Consider the following 17,953-nt stretch of genomic DNA (forward strand, 5'->3'; position numbering starts at 1 on the left):
TCGCTGCCTTGCCAATCACCACGCCGAGTTCGACTTCCCAGTCGGTCTTTTTCGAACCGCGCGGAATTTCGATGTCGTCGTTCGGGCCGGATATCGCGCTGGTCCACTTGTTGAAGATGACTGGTTCGGCCGGGACCGGCAGATTTGATTCCGCCGCGTGATCCGCATAGTTCAACCCGATGCAGATGAACTTGCCGATCTTGGCCACGCACGGCCCGATACGCGGATTGCCTTCGACGACCGGCAGCGACGCCGGATCGAGCCCGCGCAGTTTCGCAAGGCTTTCATCGCTCAGCGCCGCGCCGTCGATATCGCCGACGACCTTGGACAGATCGCGGATCTTGCCTTGCGCGTCGAGCATGCCCGGCTTTTCCTGGCCCTTCGGCCCATAACGAAGCAGTTTCATCGTTGCACTTTCCTTGAGTTCAGTTGTATTGGTTCGTCGATCGGATCGGTCAGGATCAGATCAGTTCGACCAGCCACCGTCGATTACATGCGCCTGGCCCGTCGTGAACGACGATTCGTCGGATGCGAGATACAGCGCCAGCGCGGCGATCTCCTCCGGCTTGCCGATGCGCCCCATCGGCTGACGCGCGACAAACGCGGCCTGCACCGCGTCGAGCGGCGCGCCTTGCGCCTGGGCCTGTGCGGCGATTCGCTGTTCGAGCGACGGCGACGACACCGTGCCCGGGCAAATCGCGTTACAGCGTACACCACGCGTGACGAAATCCGCGGCAACCGCCTTGGTCAGCCCGATTACCGCGGCTTTCGACGCGCCGTACGCGAAGCGGTTCGGCACGCCCTTCACGCTCGATGCCGCAGACGACATATTGATGATCGAACCGCTGCCCTTCTCCAACATCCCCGGCAAGAACGCGCGGATCATCCGGTACATCGCCTTCGCATTGAGGTCGAACGCGAAGTCCCAGTCCTCTTCGCTGCATTCGAGGATGTTGCCCGCGTGCACGAAGCCCGCGCAGTTGAACAGCACGTCGATCGTGCCGACTTCGTCGGCCAGCGCCTTGATCGCAGCGCCGTCGAGCACGTCGAGCTTGCGCGCGTCGAGCGGCTTGCCCGTCAGGCCGTCGATGCGGATATCAGTGGCAATCACTCGCGCGCCTTCGCGCGCGAACAGTTCGGCGGTGGCCAGACCGATGCCTTGTCCCGCCGCGGTGATCAGGGCGGTTTTGCCCGTCAGTCTTTGCGTCATCTACGACTCCAGTTGAATGGGCTGCTGATGTTGCAGTGCTGCCAAGTGGTCATAAAAAATCAAAGCCGGTAAAAAGCGGCGGCGTTTTCGCCGAATACGGCATCGCGTTCGGTGTCGCTCAACGACACAAGCAGCGTGGTCGCCACCGAATGCCAGAGCAGATAATCGCCGTTCAGTTCGAGCACCGGCCAGTCGCTGCCCCACATCAGCCGCGCGGGGCCGAACGCATTCAATAGATGCTCGACGTACGGCCGGAGCGTGTCCTCGGTCCAGCCGGGCGCTGCCTCGGTTGCGAGGCCCGACAGCTTGCAGTGCACCTGCGGCAGTGCGGCGAGCCGCCTGATTGCATCGGCCCACACTTGATAGCCCGCGTGGCCGTAACGAATCTGCGGCTTCGCGCCATGATCGACGACGATACGCAGCGCCGGAAAGCGCTGCGCGAAGATTTCGACGTACTCGACGTGGCGCGCGTAGATCAGCGCATCGAAGGCGAGGTCGTGCGCGATCAGCGCGTCGATCGCCGGCGCGAGCTCGGGATTCGCGATCCAGCCGTCGTCGGGGATGTCCTGTAGCATCGGCCGCACGCCCTTGAACTTCGGCTCGTGCGCGAGCGTCGCGATCAGCTCGGGCGCGTTCGGCAACAATAGCGGCACCCAGCCGACCACGCCGGCGATCGACGGTTCGTGCCGCGCGATGTCGAGCAGATAGCGTGTTTCGTCGAGCGTCGGCGCCGCTTGCACGACCACGGTCCGCTCGATCCCCGCCCGCGCGCGCAGCGGTTGCAAATCGGCGGGGCCGAACGGCCGGTAGAGGGTTTTCAGCTCGGGCGTCAGCCACTCGTAATCGCCTCGCGCGGGGTCCCAATAGTGCTGGTGAGCGTCGATCGCCATGGTCGAATCAGTCCTCGGGAGCGGGCGCGCGAACGTCCAGCAGGCCGGCTTCGCGCAAGGCCGGCCACAACGCGGCGGGAATCGGCAACTCGAACGACGCGACGTTCTCGCGCAATTCGTCGGTACTGCGCGCGCCGGTCAGGACCGTGGCGACGGCCGGATGCGCATACGGAAACTGCAACGCGGCGGCGGCGAGCGGCACGCCATGCTCGCGGCACACCGCCTCCAGACGCGCAACCCGCTCGATTACCTCGGCCGGCGCCGCGCCGTAGTTGAACTTCAAATCGCCCGCGACGCCGCGCGCCAGAATGCCCGAATTGAACGCGCCGCCTAACAGAATGCTGACGCCGCGCGCCTCGCAGGCGGGCAGCAGGTCGTCGAGGGTGCTCTGCTCGAGCAGCGTATAACGGCCGGCGAGCAACGCGCAATCGATATCGAACTCGGCCATTGCGTCGAGGATCACCGCGCCTTCGTTGACGCCGAGGCCGACTGCCTTGATCGCGCCGCTCGAACGCAAGCGGTCGAGCGCGCGAAAGCCGCCGCCTTCGGTCAGTTGCCGCCAGTAGTGCGGATGCTGGTCGCCATGCGTGGCACGGCCGATGTCATGCACGAGCAGTATGTCGATATCGATGATGCCGAGGCGCTGCTGGCTGTCCTCGAACGAACGCAGAATGCCGTCGTGCGTGTAGTCGTAGATCGCTTCGAACGGCAGCGGATTCTGCCAGCCTTCGCGGTCGTCGAACGGCGACGTGCGCGGCACGAAGCGGCGGCCGACCTTGGTGGAAAGCGCGTACTCGCCGCGCGGGTAGTGCCGCAGCGCGGCGCCGAGCCGATGCTCGGCTTTGGTGTTGCCGTAGTGCGGCGCGGTGTCGAAGTAGCGCACGCCCGCATTCCACGCGGCGGCGATCGTCGCGTGGGCTTCCTCGTCGGACACGTCGTGGTACAGGCCGCCGAGCGGCGCGGTGCCCAGACTCAATCCGCTCACCTCCAGCGCGCGGCGGCCGACGCGGCGCCGCTGCCCGATCTTCGATCCAGTCGATGCCGTCATTGACAGTGTCTCCATGTTTTTCCTGTTTTTACCATGCGCGGGTGAGATTTGCTTTGTCTCTCGGTCGCCGCTCACGGCTGCGCGAGCGTCGACAATCCTGTGCCCTGTGGCCATATTCGACGGCGACTATTGCGGCCCGACGCTCGTGGATGCCGACGCTTCGTTGTGCGCTTTCTTTACCGGTATATTCGCATAGCGTTCATTCACAAATGAACCTATTATTCATATGCGAACTTTCCCGCGTCAAGGAAAGGACGTGCGGACGGCGTCCGGATTTTCCCTGGACGGGTCCTGGTCCGGTCGGAATCGCTACGCACTGACACTGGCGCGCCTAATAATGAGAAACGCACCCGCACCTTCGCTAACGATGACGATGGACGCAGAAGAGAAAGACGACGACCGTTACCGCGCGCCCGCGCTCGACAAAGGCCTGGACATCCTCGAACTGCTGTCCGGCCAGAAGGAAGGGCTGACGCGCGCCGAGATCACCAAGCTGCTCGGCCGCAACGCGAGCGAGATGTACCGGATGCTGCAGCGCCTCGTCGCGCGTCAGTACGTGGTGCGCTCGGCCGCCGGCGACCGTTACTCGCTGAGCCTGAAGCTATACGCGCTCGCGCATCGTCATCCGCCGATGAACCGGCTGATCTCGGAGGCGCTGCCGCTGATGCAGCGTTTCGCCGACCTGGCCGAGCAGTCATGCCATCTGGTCGTCTACGATCGCGGCAACCTGCTTGTGATCGCCCAGGTCGACGGGCCGGGTACGTGGGGGATGTCGGTGCGGCTCGGCTCGCGCGTCGGTCTGATCGACACCGGTTCGGGACGTGTGATGCTCGCGTTCCAGAGCCCCGAGCAACGTCAACAGATGCTTGCCGAGCACACCAAGGTGAAGGGCGAAGTGACGATCGATCGCGAGGCGCTCGATCAGGCGTTCGAGCGAATTCGCGCGGCCGGTTTTTCGCAGAAGGACAGCCAGCAAACTTTCGGCGTGACCGACGTGACATTTCCGGTCCTCGGGCCAGCCGGTCAGGCGATCGCGGTGCTCACATGCCCGTATCTGCGGCGGATCGACGAATACGTCGCGCCGACGCTCGAAGCGGCCACCGGCTTGCTGCGCGATACGGTGCAAGCGCTGTCGATGTTTCGGGAGCAGGCCGCCTAGCGTCCCGAACCAGTGCGGCGAAAACGCCTGTCGGGCGCGCCGCCCCACTGCGCCACAGCGCGCTCGCGTACATGGTTTAGAATGGCGGCCCTTTCAAACTTACGCCGCATGAATCCTCATGCGCGCGCATCGATTGAGCAATGGCCAAACTTCTGACCGACTCCGAATTTCAGCGTTTTTCCGAACTCCAGCAGAAGCAGTCGAGCTTCACGATTACCTCCGACGAGGCCGACGAGCTGCGCGACATCGTCGCTCACGCGCAGAAGCGCCGCGACGATCGCGCCGCGGCGATGCACAGCATTGAAACGTTCATCCAGCAATTCGACATCACGCCCGACGAGCTGTTTTCGCCCGAGCAAATTGGCGAAGCGGCGCGTACCTACGGTTTGATTCCGGCCGCGCGCAAGGAGCGCGTGTTGCCGCCGTCGCTGACCTTCAACGGCAAGCCGTATCAATGGACCACGCGAGCGCTGCCCGACGAAATCCGCGTGCCGCTGTTCGACGCATTCAAGGGTGGCGAGTCGGTGAAGGCGTTTATCGCGACGCAGAAGGATGCCGCCCGTTGCGCGGCGACGATTGCGCGTCTCGAACGTGAGACCGGCGCGGTGTATGCGCAGGCGTGGCTCGACGAATTGGCGGTGACGCGTGCGCAGGTGAATGAGGCGGCGGGGAAGCTCGCAGCCTGAGTGCGTGTCGGGCCAGTGAGTATGCTTGATGTCGGCTGCCATAAGAACTGAGAAAAGCCCGACTACTAATCGAGAAGATACGCCCGGCACGACCGGGCACTTTCTTTGATCGGGTACTCGACCGCGTCGCGGCCTCGAGTCTCCGCTTCAGGTTCGTTCCTCCAGTGACGGATCTTTGCTGCCCAGCGTGCGCGATCGCACACACGTTGCGTGCGAATCGGGCATGCTCGACTCGCGGGCGTCGCCGCGTCCAACGGTCGCGCAAGCCATCTGCCCAACGTCAGGAAAAAAATGAACGACGCGAGCGCGGCATACGAAATCGTCACCGACGAAGCGGGTTTTCGCGCGCTTCAGCCGGACTGGGATGATCTGTGGGCTCGGTCGCGCGGATGGTATTACCAGTCATTCGCTCATTGCTGGCTCGCCTGGGAGCAAATCGCGAAACCTCTTCGCAGAAAGCTGCACATCATCGTGCGGCGCGAAGCGGGCAGCGTCGTGCTGATCTTTCCGCTGATCACTCACAGACGGGCTCTGTGGACTTATCTCGCGCCGTTGTCCTCCGAATCCGCGGATCTGACAAGCATTCTGGTCGAAGATAACGCGCGCACTGCGACACTTGTGGAGGGCGCGTGGGACGCGGCGCGCCAGCGCTGCGGCGCGGATTTCGTCCAGATGCCCTATGTTCCCGACTCGACGGACCTGCACCGGCTCGCGCTGAAGCAACGTCACTTCATGGTGCGTGAACATACGCCCCGCTATGTCGCGAGAATTAGCGAAGAATCGCAACGTTACGACTGGAAAGCCTTCTGCGACTCGCTGGGCACCTTTTATCGAAAAAAACCCGGCAAGCTTGAACAGCGCCTCGCGACGGCAGGAAAGCTTGCCATCGATGTAGTCGACGCGACCGATAAAAAGCGAATTGCAGCCGCGGTTGACACGATGCTCGCGTGGAAGCGCGACTGGGCCGCGCGCGCGGGCAAGCAGGGACCGTGGCTCCATTCGGCGCACTACCGCGATTTTCTGATTGCGTGGTTGTGCGCGGAAGGCAACGCGGTCAGAAGCCGTGCAACCGTTATCGCCGTCGACGACACGCCCGTCGCCGTGGTGCTGGTGTGCGCCGACGCTCGTGCGGTAACAGGGATCATGTCGAGCTTCGACACTGCGTTCGGGAAGTGGTCGTTGGGTTTGCTGAGCGTCGAACTCACCGCGAAGTGGGCATTCGAGCTTCAGCTCGACTTTGAATGTGGACCAGGCGCCGAGGAATTCAAGTCCTACTGGTCACGCGGCAACCGGAGCTATTGCTCCACGACGCTAGGTATCAATTCACGGTGGGGCCTCGCGGCTTTCTATGTGCGCCGCTTGCTGCGCCACGTTTTGAAGCGCGCTAGCACATCGGCGAAAGATGTCGAACCACCACGAGTCGATCCCGCTGGACTGCCGGAGAACAGTCCCGGCGGATAGCGACGTCGCGAGAAAAAGCCTCGCTCGTGCCACTGCGCTGAGTAACTCAAGCCTGCTTACTCGAAAGCGCGCCGTTCCCATTGACCGCCCGATATGTCAATGCAATCCCGAGAACAGTCAACACTGCGGCCGCCAGCGAAAACGCCTGAACCGATTCCTGAACCGGCAGTGCCGTCATCCTTGCCAGATACAACGTGGCCCCGAGTCCGACGCAAGACGTGAACTGGAAAAGGAAATGAGTGCGCTGCACTCTGGCCGCAAGGAAGATTTGCGCAAGTGGCAGGAAGATGATTTGCAGCGTGAACCATGGTAAGAGACGGAAGAAAAGCTCGATCGTCTCGTGCCAACTCGAACCGAAGGTGAGTCGCACGAGCGGTGCAAACAGCAAACCGCCGCCCAATGCGTAAAGTGCGCCAAGTGCTGTCAAGGTACGCGCATAGGTGGCATAGACCCGGCGCAGCTCCATCCCCGCGTCATCTTCCGATATCGCCGCGAGTGCATCCCGTCTGAAAACGCCTCCGAGGCTTTGACCGATCAATGAGACGGGGAAAAATCCCAAACGATAGGCCACCGCGAAATAACCCGCACTTTCTACGCCGTACCATTTGGGAATGACGACCGCTAGCGCGCAGCCGATCAGCGATTCACAGACTGTCGATGGAAGAATGTAGATGGCGAAGCGCCGGTTCTCGACGAAGAAGCGCTTCGACATCCGGAAGGAAAATCCGTCTTTTCTCGCCCCTCTGACGATGGTGATGACCATTACCAGAGCGACGCTCGCGCTGATCCACGTGTACCAGACGAAAGGTTCGGACGCGTCGGCCTGCGCGCGAAAATGGTCGAGGACCAGATAACCGATGAACAGCACGTTGATCGCCGTTCGGGGAACGGCGAGTTTTCCGTAGCTGCGCAAGCTGTTGTAGTACAGCGACGCCGCTATCTGAATGAACGATGCGAGCGAGAACAGTGCAATGACGTAGTACTCCACGACGCCAAGTACATAGATGACCGGCAGCGCTACCAGAACGACCGCGAGCGCCATGACGCTCGAATGAACAAACGCACTGAACGAGGCCGATGGCTGGTCGTCCGCGCACGCGAGTTCAAACCGAAAAGCGAGGATGGAACTGGTAAACGAGCCTATCGCGAGCCAATAGTTGAATCGTCCGAGCGCCCCTTGCCCGTGCCAGTGGCCCAGCAGGTATACGCAAACGAACATCGCAAGCTGGGCAGTAACGACTCCGCATATCGATACCACGGAATCTCGTGGATTGATCACGGTTGCGGACTTTTGGCGAAACATTCGAAATGGCCTTTAGAATCTGCAGCAGCAACGTACCTACATCTATCCGATCTTTCAAAAGCACGAGCGCCTACGTTCCGGTTTGTCAGTGCACGGATCCGAAACGACCGTGCCTCTCATGGTGTGCGTGCGCCGAAAACACCCCTTACCTGTTGCAGATATTCGAAACCCCACTTCTGCGTTGGCTCGATGTACGAACCTTCTCCAAACTCGTTCCAGCAACAGATGACAACGGTCCCGTGTGTTTCGCCCGGATACCTGTCGAGTAGTGACCTTGCACTTTGCAGATGTTCGTTGAACTCCCGCGGGGTGCTGTGCGAACGGTCATGCATCTTGTCCGGACTACCACCCCACGGACGTTTATCCCAGCCAGACGTGACGGGCACGAAATAAGGCAGCCGCGAATGCGAGAGAATCCAGCTCCAACTCTGACGATAGCCATCGGTCAACTCGCGATAGGAATGCGAAAGGGGCACGTTTGGCGAATAGTTACCCGAGAGACCCATGTGATAGTTGTACGCGCTGACGGCATCGTAGCCGGACGCCGGCAGATCATGCTGAATAGGCCCAGCGACTGCCTGGCTCGTCGCGACGAAGTAAATTCCCGGCAGACCCGCGTTGACTGCTTTTCGGCGTGCCCTTTCCAACAACCGCTCGACATCGGTGCCGAACGAAGCAGCCTGACGCTCCAGGCCGTCGGGCGAAAAGATGAAAACGACAGGTAGGCCATCGACGCGATAGTACGATTTCTGAGAGAAGTAACGACGGATCCAATAGTCAACGATCGCATCGAACTGCTCTAGCGAGCTTGGCGTATCGGTATGGTTCGCCCAAAGTATCGAAAACCTGACGGTGGAACGCGCCGGCGACTGCAAATAAGCATCTATCGCATGCGTAAGAACGGGACCACCGCTATTGACCCAGTACCAGTCGTAAATGACAAAGTCGATACCGTACTCGCGCATCCATTGAAGCTGGCGTGTCGCTACGTCGACCCTCCCTTCGTCGTACCAGCCCAGAATCGGCTCACGACCACCGTATTGACGTATCGCGTCCCAAGGCGGCTCCTGAATCAGCGGAGGGGCAAATCTCCAGCCCGGATAGTAGTACACGCCGACGCTGTAGTTCTTCGTCTCCGCGCCGAGCGCGGACATCGCGAACGCGATCGCAAACAGCAAGGCTGCCGCCATGCGACACAATGCAGGTGCCATTTTCATCGCGCGCTCGCCACGTGACCGCCTTCTTCAGTCCCGGCCCCATCGGGGACAGTGTCGCCCGATGACCTGTCGCCGCGGGAGTAAGCAGCAACGGCCACGTCATCGGAGAACAGCAGCACGAAGAAGAGCACAGGCAAATACTTATAGAGACCGTTCACAAAGGCAGCCGCGACGATATAGAAACCCAACATCGAAAGCAGTCTGGACGACGACGCGATCTGGAAAGACCTTTTTATCGCCAACAGGTGCGGCACGACAAACGCGACGAAAACCCAGATGCCGTAGGAGTAGAACGCGCTCAGGAAGTCGTTATGGAACCAGATGTACAGACCGATCTCACGCGAGTTGAAATCGAATGAACTCGAAAAATTCCGGCCGACGAAAAAATCGAGCGCGTTGAACGACGAAATCGCCGACCACCAACTGTTCCAGATGATCACGCGACTCAATCGGTCAAAGTTGTCGTGCATCGTCTCGAAGAACGACACGTATTGATACAGGAAACTGCCGAACAGAGCGTTCAGGATCTCCGTCATGTAGGCAAAAAGCAGCGCCGTGAGGGTGACGATGCCGGCGATGATCGACATCTCGCGTACGCGCAGCCGGATGTTCGCGACAAGATAGGCTGCGGCCATCACGATCACCGGGGTTCTTGACCCCGTGTACAACGTGAACAGAAAAAACAGCGCGGCGAACATCAAGTGCCGAGCCTTCCGGCTATGCGTGGCTATGTAGGTCCACCACAGGCTGCTGAACGCGAGCATGTAAGACGCGACGTGAGGAAGCCGATACAAGCCCTGGTTGTAAATCCGCAGAAACTCGACGTCGGTTGATCCCGACGCGAACGCGTCGACATCCTCACCGAAGCCGCTCGCGTTGATGCCGATCAATGCCGGCAGGAAGAGCAGCGCAAAGACGTAGGTCGCATGACTGATCGCGGACGGACTGACGCGCGCATTCCGGGCATAGAAGAAAGCCGAAAAAAACTGTGCGAGGAACAGGATGTCGGAGACGTCTTCGATCGACGTCCTGAACCGTGCAAAGTTGACCAGCACCGATGCCATCAGAAGCAGCAGGCACACGATAAACCAAAGCCGGTCCATCTGGTCGCGCGTGAAACGAAACATCAGCAGTATCGATACGGGGATCGATGCGACGTACACCGGAACCGCAGCAAAATAATTGACCGCGTTATCCAACGCAAAGGCACCGACGATGAAGTAGATCGGCAGGTCGTCAAATTCGCTGCGCATCTCGAGCGACCTCCCGCGCGGGATTGCCGACCACTACTGCACCCTGAGCCACATTCCGCGTGACCACCGCCCCTGCGCCGACTTTCGCGTCATCGCCAATGCTGATAGCTCCGATCACGATCGCACCCGCACCAAATTCGACGCGCTGCCCGACGGTCGGCGGAGCGCTCTCGCCGTCTTCTCCCAGCTTGTTTCCTATCGTTACGCCATGCCGGATGGTGCAGCCGTCGCCGATGGTCACACGGTCGTTGATCACAATTCCGACGCAGTGATAGAGCACCACGCTTCTGCCAAGCGTGACCTGGCACGGGATATCGATCCCCATCACCCAATCGGCGATGAACCGGTAAAGCAACCGGTAAGGAGCCGTCAGCGCCCGTGTAAAGCGCCGCGAATCGTAATACGACGCGTGCGCAACTCTGAACAGTGCGAGAACGAATCGGGACTTGCAATGGGGATTGCAGCGCCAGTCCTCGATGATGATCGACAGCACCGATGCGCGGCGCGAGCGGTCTTGCCGGGCGGGAAAGCCGTCATTCAATGAGCGTCCCTTCCCGAAGCACCGGTCATGGATTCGATCTTTCATATTCATCTTCCCGGCCGGTAAGCAACGTGTCTTGCAATTTTTCTCACGAGCTTCTGCGGATAGCACAGCGACGACAGCCCGGCCCATATGTACTTCGACACGACCGAGCGAGAATCCAGATAGTTCCGGTAGCACTTGATGAACCAGTAATAGGTGCGCACCTTCCAGCGCGGCGTATGTCCGCCAAAAATGCTGTCGCGAAGCTGATAGGTGCGCAGAATCGTTGAGTAGCGCAGCCGCGCGGAGGCACTCGTGTCATGTATCCGGTAACGGATCATTGGCTCGGCGAAATTGCCAAATCTGGCTCCTCGCTTCAGGAAGCGCGCAAAAATGTCGTAGTCCTCGGCGGGAACGTTTTCCTGCATATACGGTTCGCTCCTGAAGAATGCGGCGCGACCCATCACCGTGGCGTGCAGCACGCCGTTCTCGCCCCGGATGATCGTCTTCTCGATGTCCGAATGGTGCGGCGGGAAATTCGTGGATCCGATTGAAGCACCTGTCGAGCTATGGAAAATGAGCGCGTTACCGCCGACCACGTCGAGCCCGTGGCGGGTGATGTAGTCGTATTGGCGTTCTATGCGTGTGGGCAGAAGGATATCGTCAGGATCCATCCTCATGATATAGGTCGCAACGCTGGTCGCTATGCCGGCATTCAACGCATTCGCGAAGCCGACGTTTTTCGGCAATGCGATGATCTTCATACCTGTCACGTCTTCTGCTGCACGGCGCGCGAGCACCAGCGAATCATCGGTGGAACCGTCATCGACGAAAATGATCTCGCGTGGCAGTGCTGTCGAGCACAGGATCGAACGGAAGAATTCATCGAGGTAGCGACCATTGTTGAAATTGGCCACGACCATGCTGACATCCACCGTGGGTTTCGTATGCATAGGTGACTTCTGGACCGCGTTCACGTGGTACTCCCTATATGCTTTGGCCGTCTGCCATCTTCACCGCATTGCGAAGCCGGATCCTTCTGATGCGCATATGCAGCCAGTTGCATTGCGGAGCCGCCGCGTTAATGTCCTTTGCCAGTACGCGTGAGCTGATGAAGTACGGAATCGCCTTTTCCACACCGGAAACCGATGGCCAGAGAAATTCTCTAAGCTTTCGAGTTTGAACCGTGCGACCGTGTTGCTCCAGCATTTCGCTCGCTATCCCGACGTGGGCATCCCGCTGACGATCGATCCGCACGGTGCTGACCTGCGCGCCGTGCACCCTGTAGTGCAGCAGGGGTCGCGGGATGTTGGCAAACTGCCCGAAACGTGCCAGTTCGGTCCACAGCCGGTAGTCTTCGACATATTCGGAATCGGCCCGGTACAGAAGGCCTTCCTGCTTGATGACCTGCGCACGCATCATCACCGTTGGATGCGCAAAGCAGCTCTCGATCATCAACAGTGCCTTGCAATCCTCGTCGTTGCGCGGTGTGGATACATACTGTGCCGCATCCCCGAACTTGACGAAGTCGGTTCCGCAAGCTACCAGTCGCGGCTCGGCTTCCATCCGCGCCACTTGCATTTCGAACCTCAACGGATGAGCGATGTCGTCGGCGTCCATCCTCGCGAAGTACTTTCCATTTGCGTGGTTCATTGCGTTGTTTAATGCGGCCACGATGCCGCTCTTCTCCTGCCACAGAACATGGATGCGCCTGTCAAACAGACGCAGCCAGGTAGCGATCGCGCCAGTCTGATCACTCGATCCATCATCAACAATCAACAGTTCAAAGTTCCGATATTGCTGCTGCAAGATGGAGTGCACTGCTTCGGCGAGGAATTTGGCTCCGTTATGCACAGGCATCAACACGGATATCATCGGTTCTTGCATGTTGCGATTACGGATATAGAGTCGGCGCGTAACCGGCGATCGCCGTGAATGATTCTTGACGTCCATTGAACTACCTGCTGAGTCGGGGAGGGTCCTCGTACGTATAGGCAGCGTATCGATAGCTCCCGTAAATCGACCCAAATCCGTATCGGCCGAGATTCGGGTTCACTCCATTAAAGAGAACGCCTTTCGGCGTCACGCCGTTCTGCGAAAGCCGCTTTATCGACTCCTTCAGTTCGCCAGCTTTCGTCACCCCCGCCTTTGCAACGATGAATACGGTTCCGGCCGCCGGCGCCAATACCGTCGCATCGGTGACCGTCAGGACCGGTGCGGAGTCCATCACCACGATGTCGTATCCGGTCGATAATTCGTTGATGAGTTCGGGCAAGTGATCGTCCATCAATAGCTCCGACGGGTTCCGCTGTATCGAACCTCTCGCAATGAAGTCGAGACTGGGCGCCACGTGTCTGATCGCGGCTTCGGGACCGGCCACGCCGGTGATCAGATCAGTGAAGCCAACGGCGGTATGTCCGTCGAAATAGCGGTGCAGTCGCCCCTCGCGAATATCGCAGTCGATCAGCAAGACCCGCTTGCCCATTGCAGCGAGAAGCGCCGCGAGATTGGCCGAGACAAACGATTTTCCAACTCCTGGCGTCGGGCCGGTCACGAGTACCAACCTGTTCGGTGCTTCGAACAGCGCGAACTTCAACGCGGTGCGCAAACCACGCAGGCTTTCCACGGCGGGGTCATGCGGTGCTTCCAAAGCAAGCATGCTGACACGGGGATGACGATCACCCGTTCTTCGTGCGATGGCCGCCTGGATTTTGCTGAACGGTATCGTCGCGTACACGCGCAGACCGGTACTCTGTTCAATCTGCGACGCTGAACTGAAGCCGCCGAACAGGACACTGCGAGCATAAGCGGCGACGGTGGCCGCTATCAGCCCGAATACCACAGAAGCAGCGAGGACGAGGGCTTTCTTCGGTTTGACCGGCTCGTCCGGTAATGCTGGCGTGTCGACGAGTCTGACATTGCCCACCTTCCCGGCTTTGACCAGCAGCAGTTGTTGAGCGTTGCTGAGAAGCGACGTGTACAGATCCGTATTCACCTTCACATCCAGCATGACTCTGGCCAGCTGTTGCTGCAGGTCGGGCAATAGCTTGAGTCTCGTGTCTAATTGATCCGCTTGCTTGCGCAACACGTCAATCTGTTGGTCGACTGTCGAGACCTCTCTGGAATCGGGGCCCCAGTGAGCCGACAACTCCTGCTTCTTCTGCTGGAACTGAATCAGTCGCGTTTTGGTGTCGGCCGCCTGGCCGAGGATAATCCTCGCTTCTTCGTCGAGATTGAAAGTACCGTTCTGGTCACGCAGTCTCGTCAGGCTTTGCTCGGACGTTTGAAGCTGCTGCTTGAGCACCGGTAACTGCGCTTCGAGGAATTTGAGCGACAAAGCCGCATCTTCGGATTTTCGATCGACATTCTGCTTCACGTATTCCCTGCCTATCTGTGTCATCAAATCGTGCAGGTACGCGGCATTCTTGCCTTGAAGCGTCGCAATGACGACGCCCGACTGTTTGATTTTTTCCTGAATATTCAGCCCCGCCTGGATCTCACGAATTGTCGTCGGTCGCGAGCGCCGCTTAAGCACGAACGCGGCACCTGGTTTTCCCCTGACCGATTCAACCAGAAGCGAAATGGCGCCGTTCTGTGCGTGAAAGACTTCTTTGGTTCCGACTCGACCCGGCACCGGCCGTTCGAGTCCCGGACCCGCCAACACATAGCGGCCTTCGTCCAACACCCTCAACGTGAAGTTCCTGTCTTCGCTTCGCACCGGCACATCGAATAGCGGGACATCGATTTCCTCGGTGCCCCACGTATAACCTCCCCGCCCGAACAGCCCCGGATCCGAAAGTCCGGATGCCTGTTGCGCGATCAGGCGGCCAATCACGGGAAGCCGCTTCGGCTCGGCGACGATATACGCATGCACCGCATCGACCGCGCGAGTCACGACGAGGCGTGATCCGAGTATCTGCGCTTCGGCCGCGGCAGTCGACTTCACATCGAACAGCGCCGACACATCAGCAAGCAGGCTCTTGCCCGCCGACGCCTCGGGACTGTCCTCGACCTGGACCATGATGTCGGCTTCATAGACCGGCGGAGCGAGGAAAGCATATAACGCCCCAAGCAAAGCGAAACTGAGCGTGATCAGAACGATCATCCGACGCTGCTCGACGATAATGTCGATAAGGCGGACCAGTCCATATTCTTCGGACTCTTGGGTGCGGTCTAATGGTCGAGGACTGCGGGCATTCATAGTTGGGTACTCGGTCCGAATTTCGATGACATCGCTGACACGCGTTGTTGGCCGTTGCGACTACGGGTGATTGACAACTTCCGCATCAACCAGGATCGCGTCAACGTCGAGAGTCGCCGCATGAGACAACGTGCCCGTCGCCACCAATGGTCCAGCCGCGGTCGCGGCTGCTTCACGAGCCGCAATGAGTTGCGACGGCGCGGTCGACGGCAGCACTGGCGATGCTTTCTGCTTGCGCCCGCTTTGCAGATTGCGCTCGAGTAAAGCCTCGTACTGCGCAAGCACGCTATCCCACCGAAAGGCACTGTCGAAACGCCGGCCGCTGGCTTCGCGCATCGCGCGCACCGTGGCGGCATCGGCAAAGAGCGCCGAGATGTGGAGATCGCAATCTGATTCGGTCGAGAAAAAGCGCGCTTCGGGGCCGGCTACCCAACGGTTGAACTCGTTGTCGTGCGCGATGACGGCGCAATTCGCGCCTAGCGCTTCAACCAGTGAAGGATTAGTGCCGCCGACCTGATGCCCATGCAGGTAAAAAAGCGCCTGACGTCTCAGCGCATTCACGGCCTGCTGATCGTAGATGGCGCCGGGAAACAACACCTCCGGACCGGCGGCATCAATTACCTTGCGATGGTACGAGTTCTTCTGGGAATCGTAGGTGCCCAGCACCACGAGTTTGGCTCCCCGAGGGCGGCGCGAGAAAGCCGTAACGATCTCGAGCACCGAATTCTCGGGTTCGGGGCGCGCTATAACGAGCGCATAGGACGTCTTATCCAGGCCCAGCTCTTTCGGTAGATCGCCGCTACGCTCGTCGATACGGTCGGCGCCGTACGGAATCATCGTGATTTTGCGATGATTCACTCGCGTTCCAAGGTGTGCCGCGATGGACGGGTGATCGGCGATCAGATGGTTGCCTGTCCAGCAACCAACGCGCTCGTTCATATACAGCCACGCGCGCTCATGCCAACGCCATTTGGTGCGGCGCCATTCCAGTCCGTCCATGTTGATCAGGTTCGTGATGCCGCGCCAACGTAGATAAGTACAAAAAATCGCGGTGTTGTAGCCCAACGTCAGCACGAGCGAACTCTCGTCTTCAGCGGCACTTCGAACCGACTTCCAGTCGAATTCGACCGTTCCCATTGCACCGTCTCGCTTGATCGGCACGAAGATACGTCTTATCCCGCACCAAGTGTCCTCCGCGAGTTGCGTGCCGCCGACCTGGCCTTGGCAATACACAGTGACGGCCCAACCCCGTCTTGTCAGATAAAGCGCAAGTCGTTCGGCAAACGTCTCGAAGCCGCCGTGTTGCGCCGGAATGCCCCGCGTTCCCATGATCAACAGCTGCTTTGTTTTCATGTCGATTGCCCTTAGCCTTCCGAAGTCATGCTGCCGCGTCGTGTGGGTGTCGTACGGCCTAAGCCTAGGGCAGGCAGAGTGGCGAATTCAGTCACTGTCGTGATTGATTCCGCCAACGTGGAATAAATCTCTATACCGGCCTGCCGTGTGTCGGACGACGAGTACTGCGCTTACGAGCTCTACAGACGGGGCTTGTCTGAATGGGCCAAAGAATTGACGTAAGCGAACGCACACGCTTCTTTAGCATGGGTCGCAATATGAGAGGAATCGATTGTCATGAAAAGAGACAGCGCTCCCGTTGTCATGGTGCCTGACGCGCTCAAGTCAAATAAAGTAAAGCCGCCGTTCGACAGGCGTCTGAAGTCGTCACTTCGTCACGATCCATTGGTGGGACTAGTAGAAAGGTCGCTATTTCATGAACCTTGGTGGCTAAATGCCACGGCAGGCGAAGATTGGCACATGGCCGTCGTGAAGTCGGGCGGTCAGGTGATTGGCGAGATGCCGTACACGCTGACCAAAAGGGGCCTTTGGCGAGTGTCGTATTTGCCGCCTCTCACCCGAACCCTCGGGCCGGTAATCAAGCGCCAACCCGCGCACGCCGGCGCTGCCGAATGGGTCCATCGTCTGGACGTAACACGCGAATTGATCGCCCAGTTACCCCGGTGCGCGCACTTTCAGCAGCTTGCCGACCCGCTCGTATCGGAAGCCGAGGCGGCCGCCTTTGCGCTGGCCGGTTTCAAGGTCTCCGTGCAATTCACACTCAAATTGCCGCCCGGTCTGGACGAAGAAACGGTTTGGAACAGACTGCGCCGGAACACCCGCAATCACGTCCGGCGGTCGTCGGAGCGATTTGTCGTCCAGGAGATCAAGGACGTCGATGCGTTCGTCAGCTTCTACGATTCGAATCTTTCCGTGCGCGAACTCGACAACGTATATGGCTCCGCGATCATGCGGCGGCTGCTGACCGAAGTCTTGCGACGGGGAGCGGGCACGATACTCGGCTGCCTTGATAGCGACGGTTCAATGACTGCCGCGACCGCGCTCGTCTGGGACCGGGCCAACCTCTACTACATTCTGGCGACGCGCCGAGCTACCGCGCACAGCGGTGCGGTCGCACTGCTCATCTGGCAAGCGATGAAGATCGCCCGCGAACGCGACCTCGAGTTCGACTTCGACGGCGTGTCGACAGCAGGGATTCTCGAATTCCTTTCCGGCTTCGGCGGACAACTAGTGCGGCGTTACCAGTTCGAATACATGCGGGGTGACTTCGCACTGATACGCGGCGCACGTGCTCATGCACGCGCGCTTGTCAATGCGGCGCGCAGGAGTGACATGGAGAAGAGCGCGGCGGTCGAATAGGAATCGCCAGGCGGGCTTGCTCTCACAGCCTCTCATTCGCTGCACAGCGACGCGACTCACTCGCCAGGTCCAAATCCCGCAAGCCATTACCGAAGTTCTGGTGCTCGAGGTTGTTGAGCCGGTAGTCTGTCGGTGTGATCGACAGATGTCTTCTAAATAGCTTGGCAAGTTGGCCGCCACTGCCGATCCCGCAACGACGCGCAATCTTGTCGACCGGAAGTTGCGATTCGACCAGCATCCGGCAACTCAGCCTGAGTCTCGCGTTCTGAAGATAGTCGGACGGTGTCATG

At 59.6% G+C, this 17,953-nt stretch carries 17 protein-coding genes; 4 read left to right on the forward strand and 13 right to left on the reverse strand.

Annotated features, from left to right (window positions below):
* The 4 genes from VGH68_RS19345 to VGH68_RS19360 form a co-directional block, all read right to left on the reverse strand.
* A partial coding sequence (locus VGH68_RS19345) for a fumarylacetoacetate hydrolase family protein (protein ID WP_331605289.1) occupies positions 1–406 on the reverse strand: 406 nt, incomplete at its 3' end.
* A gap of 60 nt (positions 407–466) precedes the next feature.
* Positions 467–1,210, reverse strand: a complete 744-nt coding sequence (locus VGH68_RS19350) for an SDR family oxidoreductase (RefSeq protein WP_331605290.1) — start codon at positions 1,208–1,210, stop codon at positions 467–469.
* Between the two features lie 59 nt (positions 1,211–1,269).
* The gene (locus VGH68_RS19355) at positions 1,270–2,100 is read right to left on the reverse strand and encodes an amidohydrolase family protein (RefSeq protein ID WP_331605291.1); all 831 of its coding nucleotides are present in this window, start codon (positions 2,098–2,100) and stop codon (positions 1,270–1,272) included.
* A 7-nt stretch (positions 2,101–2,107) separates the two neighbouring features.
* The gene (locus tag VGH68_RS19360; RefSeq protein WP_331605292.1) at positions 2,108–3,148 is read right to left on the reverse strand and encodes an aldo/keto reductase; all 1,041 of its coding nucleotides are present in this window, start codon (positions 3,146–3,148) and stop codon (positions 2,108–2,110) included.
* Positions 3,149–3,521: 373 nt separating this feature from the next.
* Between VGH68_RS19360 and VGH68_RS19365 the strand changes: the two genes are divergently transcribed.
* From VGH68_RS19365 to VGH68_RS19375, 3 genes are all read left to right on the forward strand, one after another.
* Positions 3,522–4,307: an IclR family transcriptional regulator gene (locus tag VGH68_RS19365; protein WP_331605308.1), complete on the forward strand. Its 786-nt coding sequence runs from the start codon at positions 3,522–3,524 to the stop codon at positions 4,305–4,307.
* A 140-nt stretch (positions 4,308–4,447) separates the two neighbouring features.
* Positions 4,448–4,993: a hypothetical protein gene (locus tag VGH68_RS19370; protein WP_331605294.1), complete on the forward strand. Its 546-nt coding sequence runs from the start codon at positions 4,448–4,450 to the stop codon at positions 4,991–4,993.
* A gap of 291 nt (positions 4,994–5,284) precedes the next feature.
* Positions 5,285–6,454, forward strand: a complete 1,170-nt coding sequence (locus VGH68_RS19375; RefSeq protein ID WP_331605296.1) for a GNAT family N-acetyltransferase — start codon at positions 5,285–5,287, stop codon at positions 6,452–6,454.
* Positions 6,455–6,500: 46 nt separating this feature from the next.
* On the opposite strand, the gene VGH68_RS19380 is transcribed toward VGH68_RS19375, so the two are convergent.
* The 8 genes from VGH68_RS19380 to VGH68_RS19415 form a co-directional block, all read right to left on the reverse strand.
* Positions 6,501–7,757 carry an oligosaccharide flippase family protein gene (locus tag VGH68_RS19380; protein ID WP_331605298.1) on the reverse strand — a complete coding sequence of 419 codons (1,257 nt, stop codon included), beginning with the start codon at positions 7,755–7,757 and terminating at the stop codon, positions 6,501–6,503.
* 116 nt (positions 7,758–7,873) lie between these two features.
* Positions 7,874–8,974 carry a glycoside hydrolase family 99-like domain-containing protein gene (locus VGH68_RS19385; RefSeq protein WP_331605299.1) on the reverse strand — a complete coding sequence of 367 codons (1,101 nt, stop codon included), beginning with the start codon at positions 8,972–8,974 and terminating at the stop codon, positions 7,874–7,876.
* Complete coding sequence (locus tag VGH68_RS19390; protein WP_331605300.1) at positions 8,971–10,227, reverse strand: O-antigen ligase family protein; 1,257 nt, start codon at positions 10,225–10,227, stop codon at positions 8,971–8,973. Before VGH68_RS19390 ends, VGH68_RS19385 begins: the two co-directional genes overlap by 4 nt.
* Complete coding sequence (locus VGH68_RS19395) at positions 10,211–10,813, reverse strand: serine O-acetyltransferase (protein WP_331605301.1); 603 nt, start codon at positions 10,811–10,813, stop codon at positions 10,211–10,213. Before VGH68_RS19395 ends, VGH68_RS19390 begins: the two co-directional genes overlap by 17 nt.
* Before the next feature lie 2 nt (positions 10,814–10,815).
* Positions 10,816–11,727: a glycosyltransferase gene (locus tag VGH68_RS19400; RefSeq protein ID WP_331605302.1), complete on the reverse strand. Its 912-nt coding sequence runs from the start codon at positions 11,725–11,727 to the stop codon at positions 10,816–10,818.
* A gap of 10 nt (positions 11,728–11,737) precedes the next feature.
* Positions 11,738–12,703, reverse strand: coding sequence for a glycosyltransferase family A protein (locus tag VGH68_RS19405; protein ID WP_331605303.1), 966 nt, complete (start codon positions 12,701–12,703; stop codon positions 11,738–11,740).
* Between the two features lie 4 nt (positions 12,704–12,707).
* A complete protein-coding gene (locus VGH68_RS19410; RefSeq protein WP_331605304.1) occupies positions 12,708–14,951 on the reverse strand; it encodes a polysaccharide biosynthesis tyrosine autokinase in 2,244 nt (747 codons plus the stop codon).
* Positions 14,952–15,011: 60 nt separating this feature from the next.
* The gene (locus VGH68_RS19415; RefSeq protein WP_331605305.1) at positions 15,012–16,304 is read right to left on the reverse strand and encodes a DUF1972 domain-containing protein; all 1,293 of its coding nucleotides are present in this window, start codon (positions 16,302–16,304) and stop codon (positions 15,012–15,014) included.
* Between the two features lie 276 nt (positions 16,305–16,580).
* Here VGH68_RS19415 and VGH68_RS19420 point away from each other — a divergent pair, with 276 nt between their 5' ends.
* Entirely contained in the window at positions 16,581–17,663 is a 1,083-nt protein-coding gene (locus VGH68_RS19420; RefSeq protein WP_331605306.1) for a GNAT family N-acetyltransferase, read from the forward strand.
* 22 nt (positions 17,664–17,685) lie between these two features.
* Here the strand turns inward: VGH68_RS19420 and VGH68_RS19425 are convergent.
* A partial coding sequence (locus VGH68_RS19425; protein ID WP_331605307.1) for a helix-turn-helix domain-containing protein occupies positions 17,686–17,953 on the reverse strand: 268 nt, incomplete at its 5' end.

Origin of the sequence: Paraburkholderia sp. (assembly GCF_036488505.1) — a bacterium.
GTDB lineage: Bacteria > Pseudomonadota > Gammaproteobacteria > Burkholderiales > Burkholderiaceae > Paraburkholderia.

Coding starts and splice junctions, on each gene's coding strand:
- VGH68_RS19350 (WP_331605290.1), bottom strand. CDS start 1,210: ATGACGCAAAGACTGACGGGCAAAACCGCCCTGATCACCGCGGCGGGA.
- VGH68_RS19355 (WP_331605291.1), bottom strand. CDS start 2,100: ATGGCGATCGACGCTCACCAGCACTATTGGGACCCCGCGCGAGGCGAT.
- VGH68_RS19360 (WP_331605292.1), bottom strand. CDS start 3,148: ATGACGGCATCGACTGGATCGAAGATCGGGCAGCGGCGCCGCGTCGGC.
- VGH68_RS19365 (WP_331605308.1), top strand. CDS start 3,522: ATGGACGCAGAAGAGAAAGACGACGACCGTTACCGCGCGCCCGCGCTC.
- VGH68_RS19370 (WP_331605294.1), top strand. CDS start 4,448: ATGGCCAAACTTCTGACCGACTCCGAATTTCAGCGTTTTTCCGAACTC.
- VGH68_RS19375 (WP_331605296.1), top strand. CDS start 5,285: ATGAACGACGCGAGCGCGGCATACGAAATCGTCACCGACGAAGCGGGT.
- VGH68_RS19380 (WP_331605298.1), bottom strand. CDS start 7,757: ATGTTTCGCCAAAAGTCCGCAACCGTGATCAATCCACGAGATTCCGTG.
- VGH68_RS19385 (WP_331605299.1), bottom strand. CDS start 8,974: ATGAAAATGGCACCTGCATTGTGTCGCATGGCGGCAGCCTTGCTGTTT.
- VGH68_RS19390 (WP_331605300.1), bottom strand. CDS start 10,227: ATGCGCAGCGAATTTGACGACCTGCCGATCTACTTCATCGTCGGTGCC.
- VGH68_RS19395 (WP_331605301.1), bottom strand. CDS start 10,813: ATGAAAGATCGAATCCATGACCGGTGCTTCGGGAAGGGACGCTCATTG.
- VGH68_RS19405 (WP_331605303.1), bottom strand. CDS start 12,703: ATGGACGTCAAGAATCATTCACGGCGATCGCCGGTTACGCGCCGACTC.
- VGH68_RS19410 (WP_331605304.1), bottom strand. CDS start 14,951: ATGAATGCCCGCAGTCCTCGACCATTAGACCGCACCCAAGAGTCCGAA.
- VGH68_RS19415 (WP_331605305.1), bottom strand. CDS start 16,304: ATGAAAACAAAGCAGCTGTTGATCATGGGAACGCGGGGCATTCCGGCG.
- VGH68_RS19420 (WP_331605306.1), top strand. CDS start 16,581: ATGAAAAGAGACAGCGCTCCCGTTGTCATGGTGCCTGACGCGCTCAAG.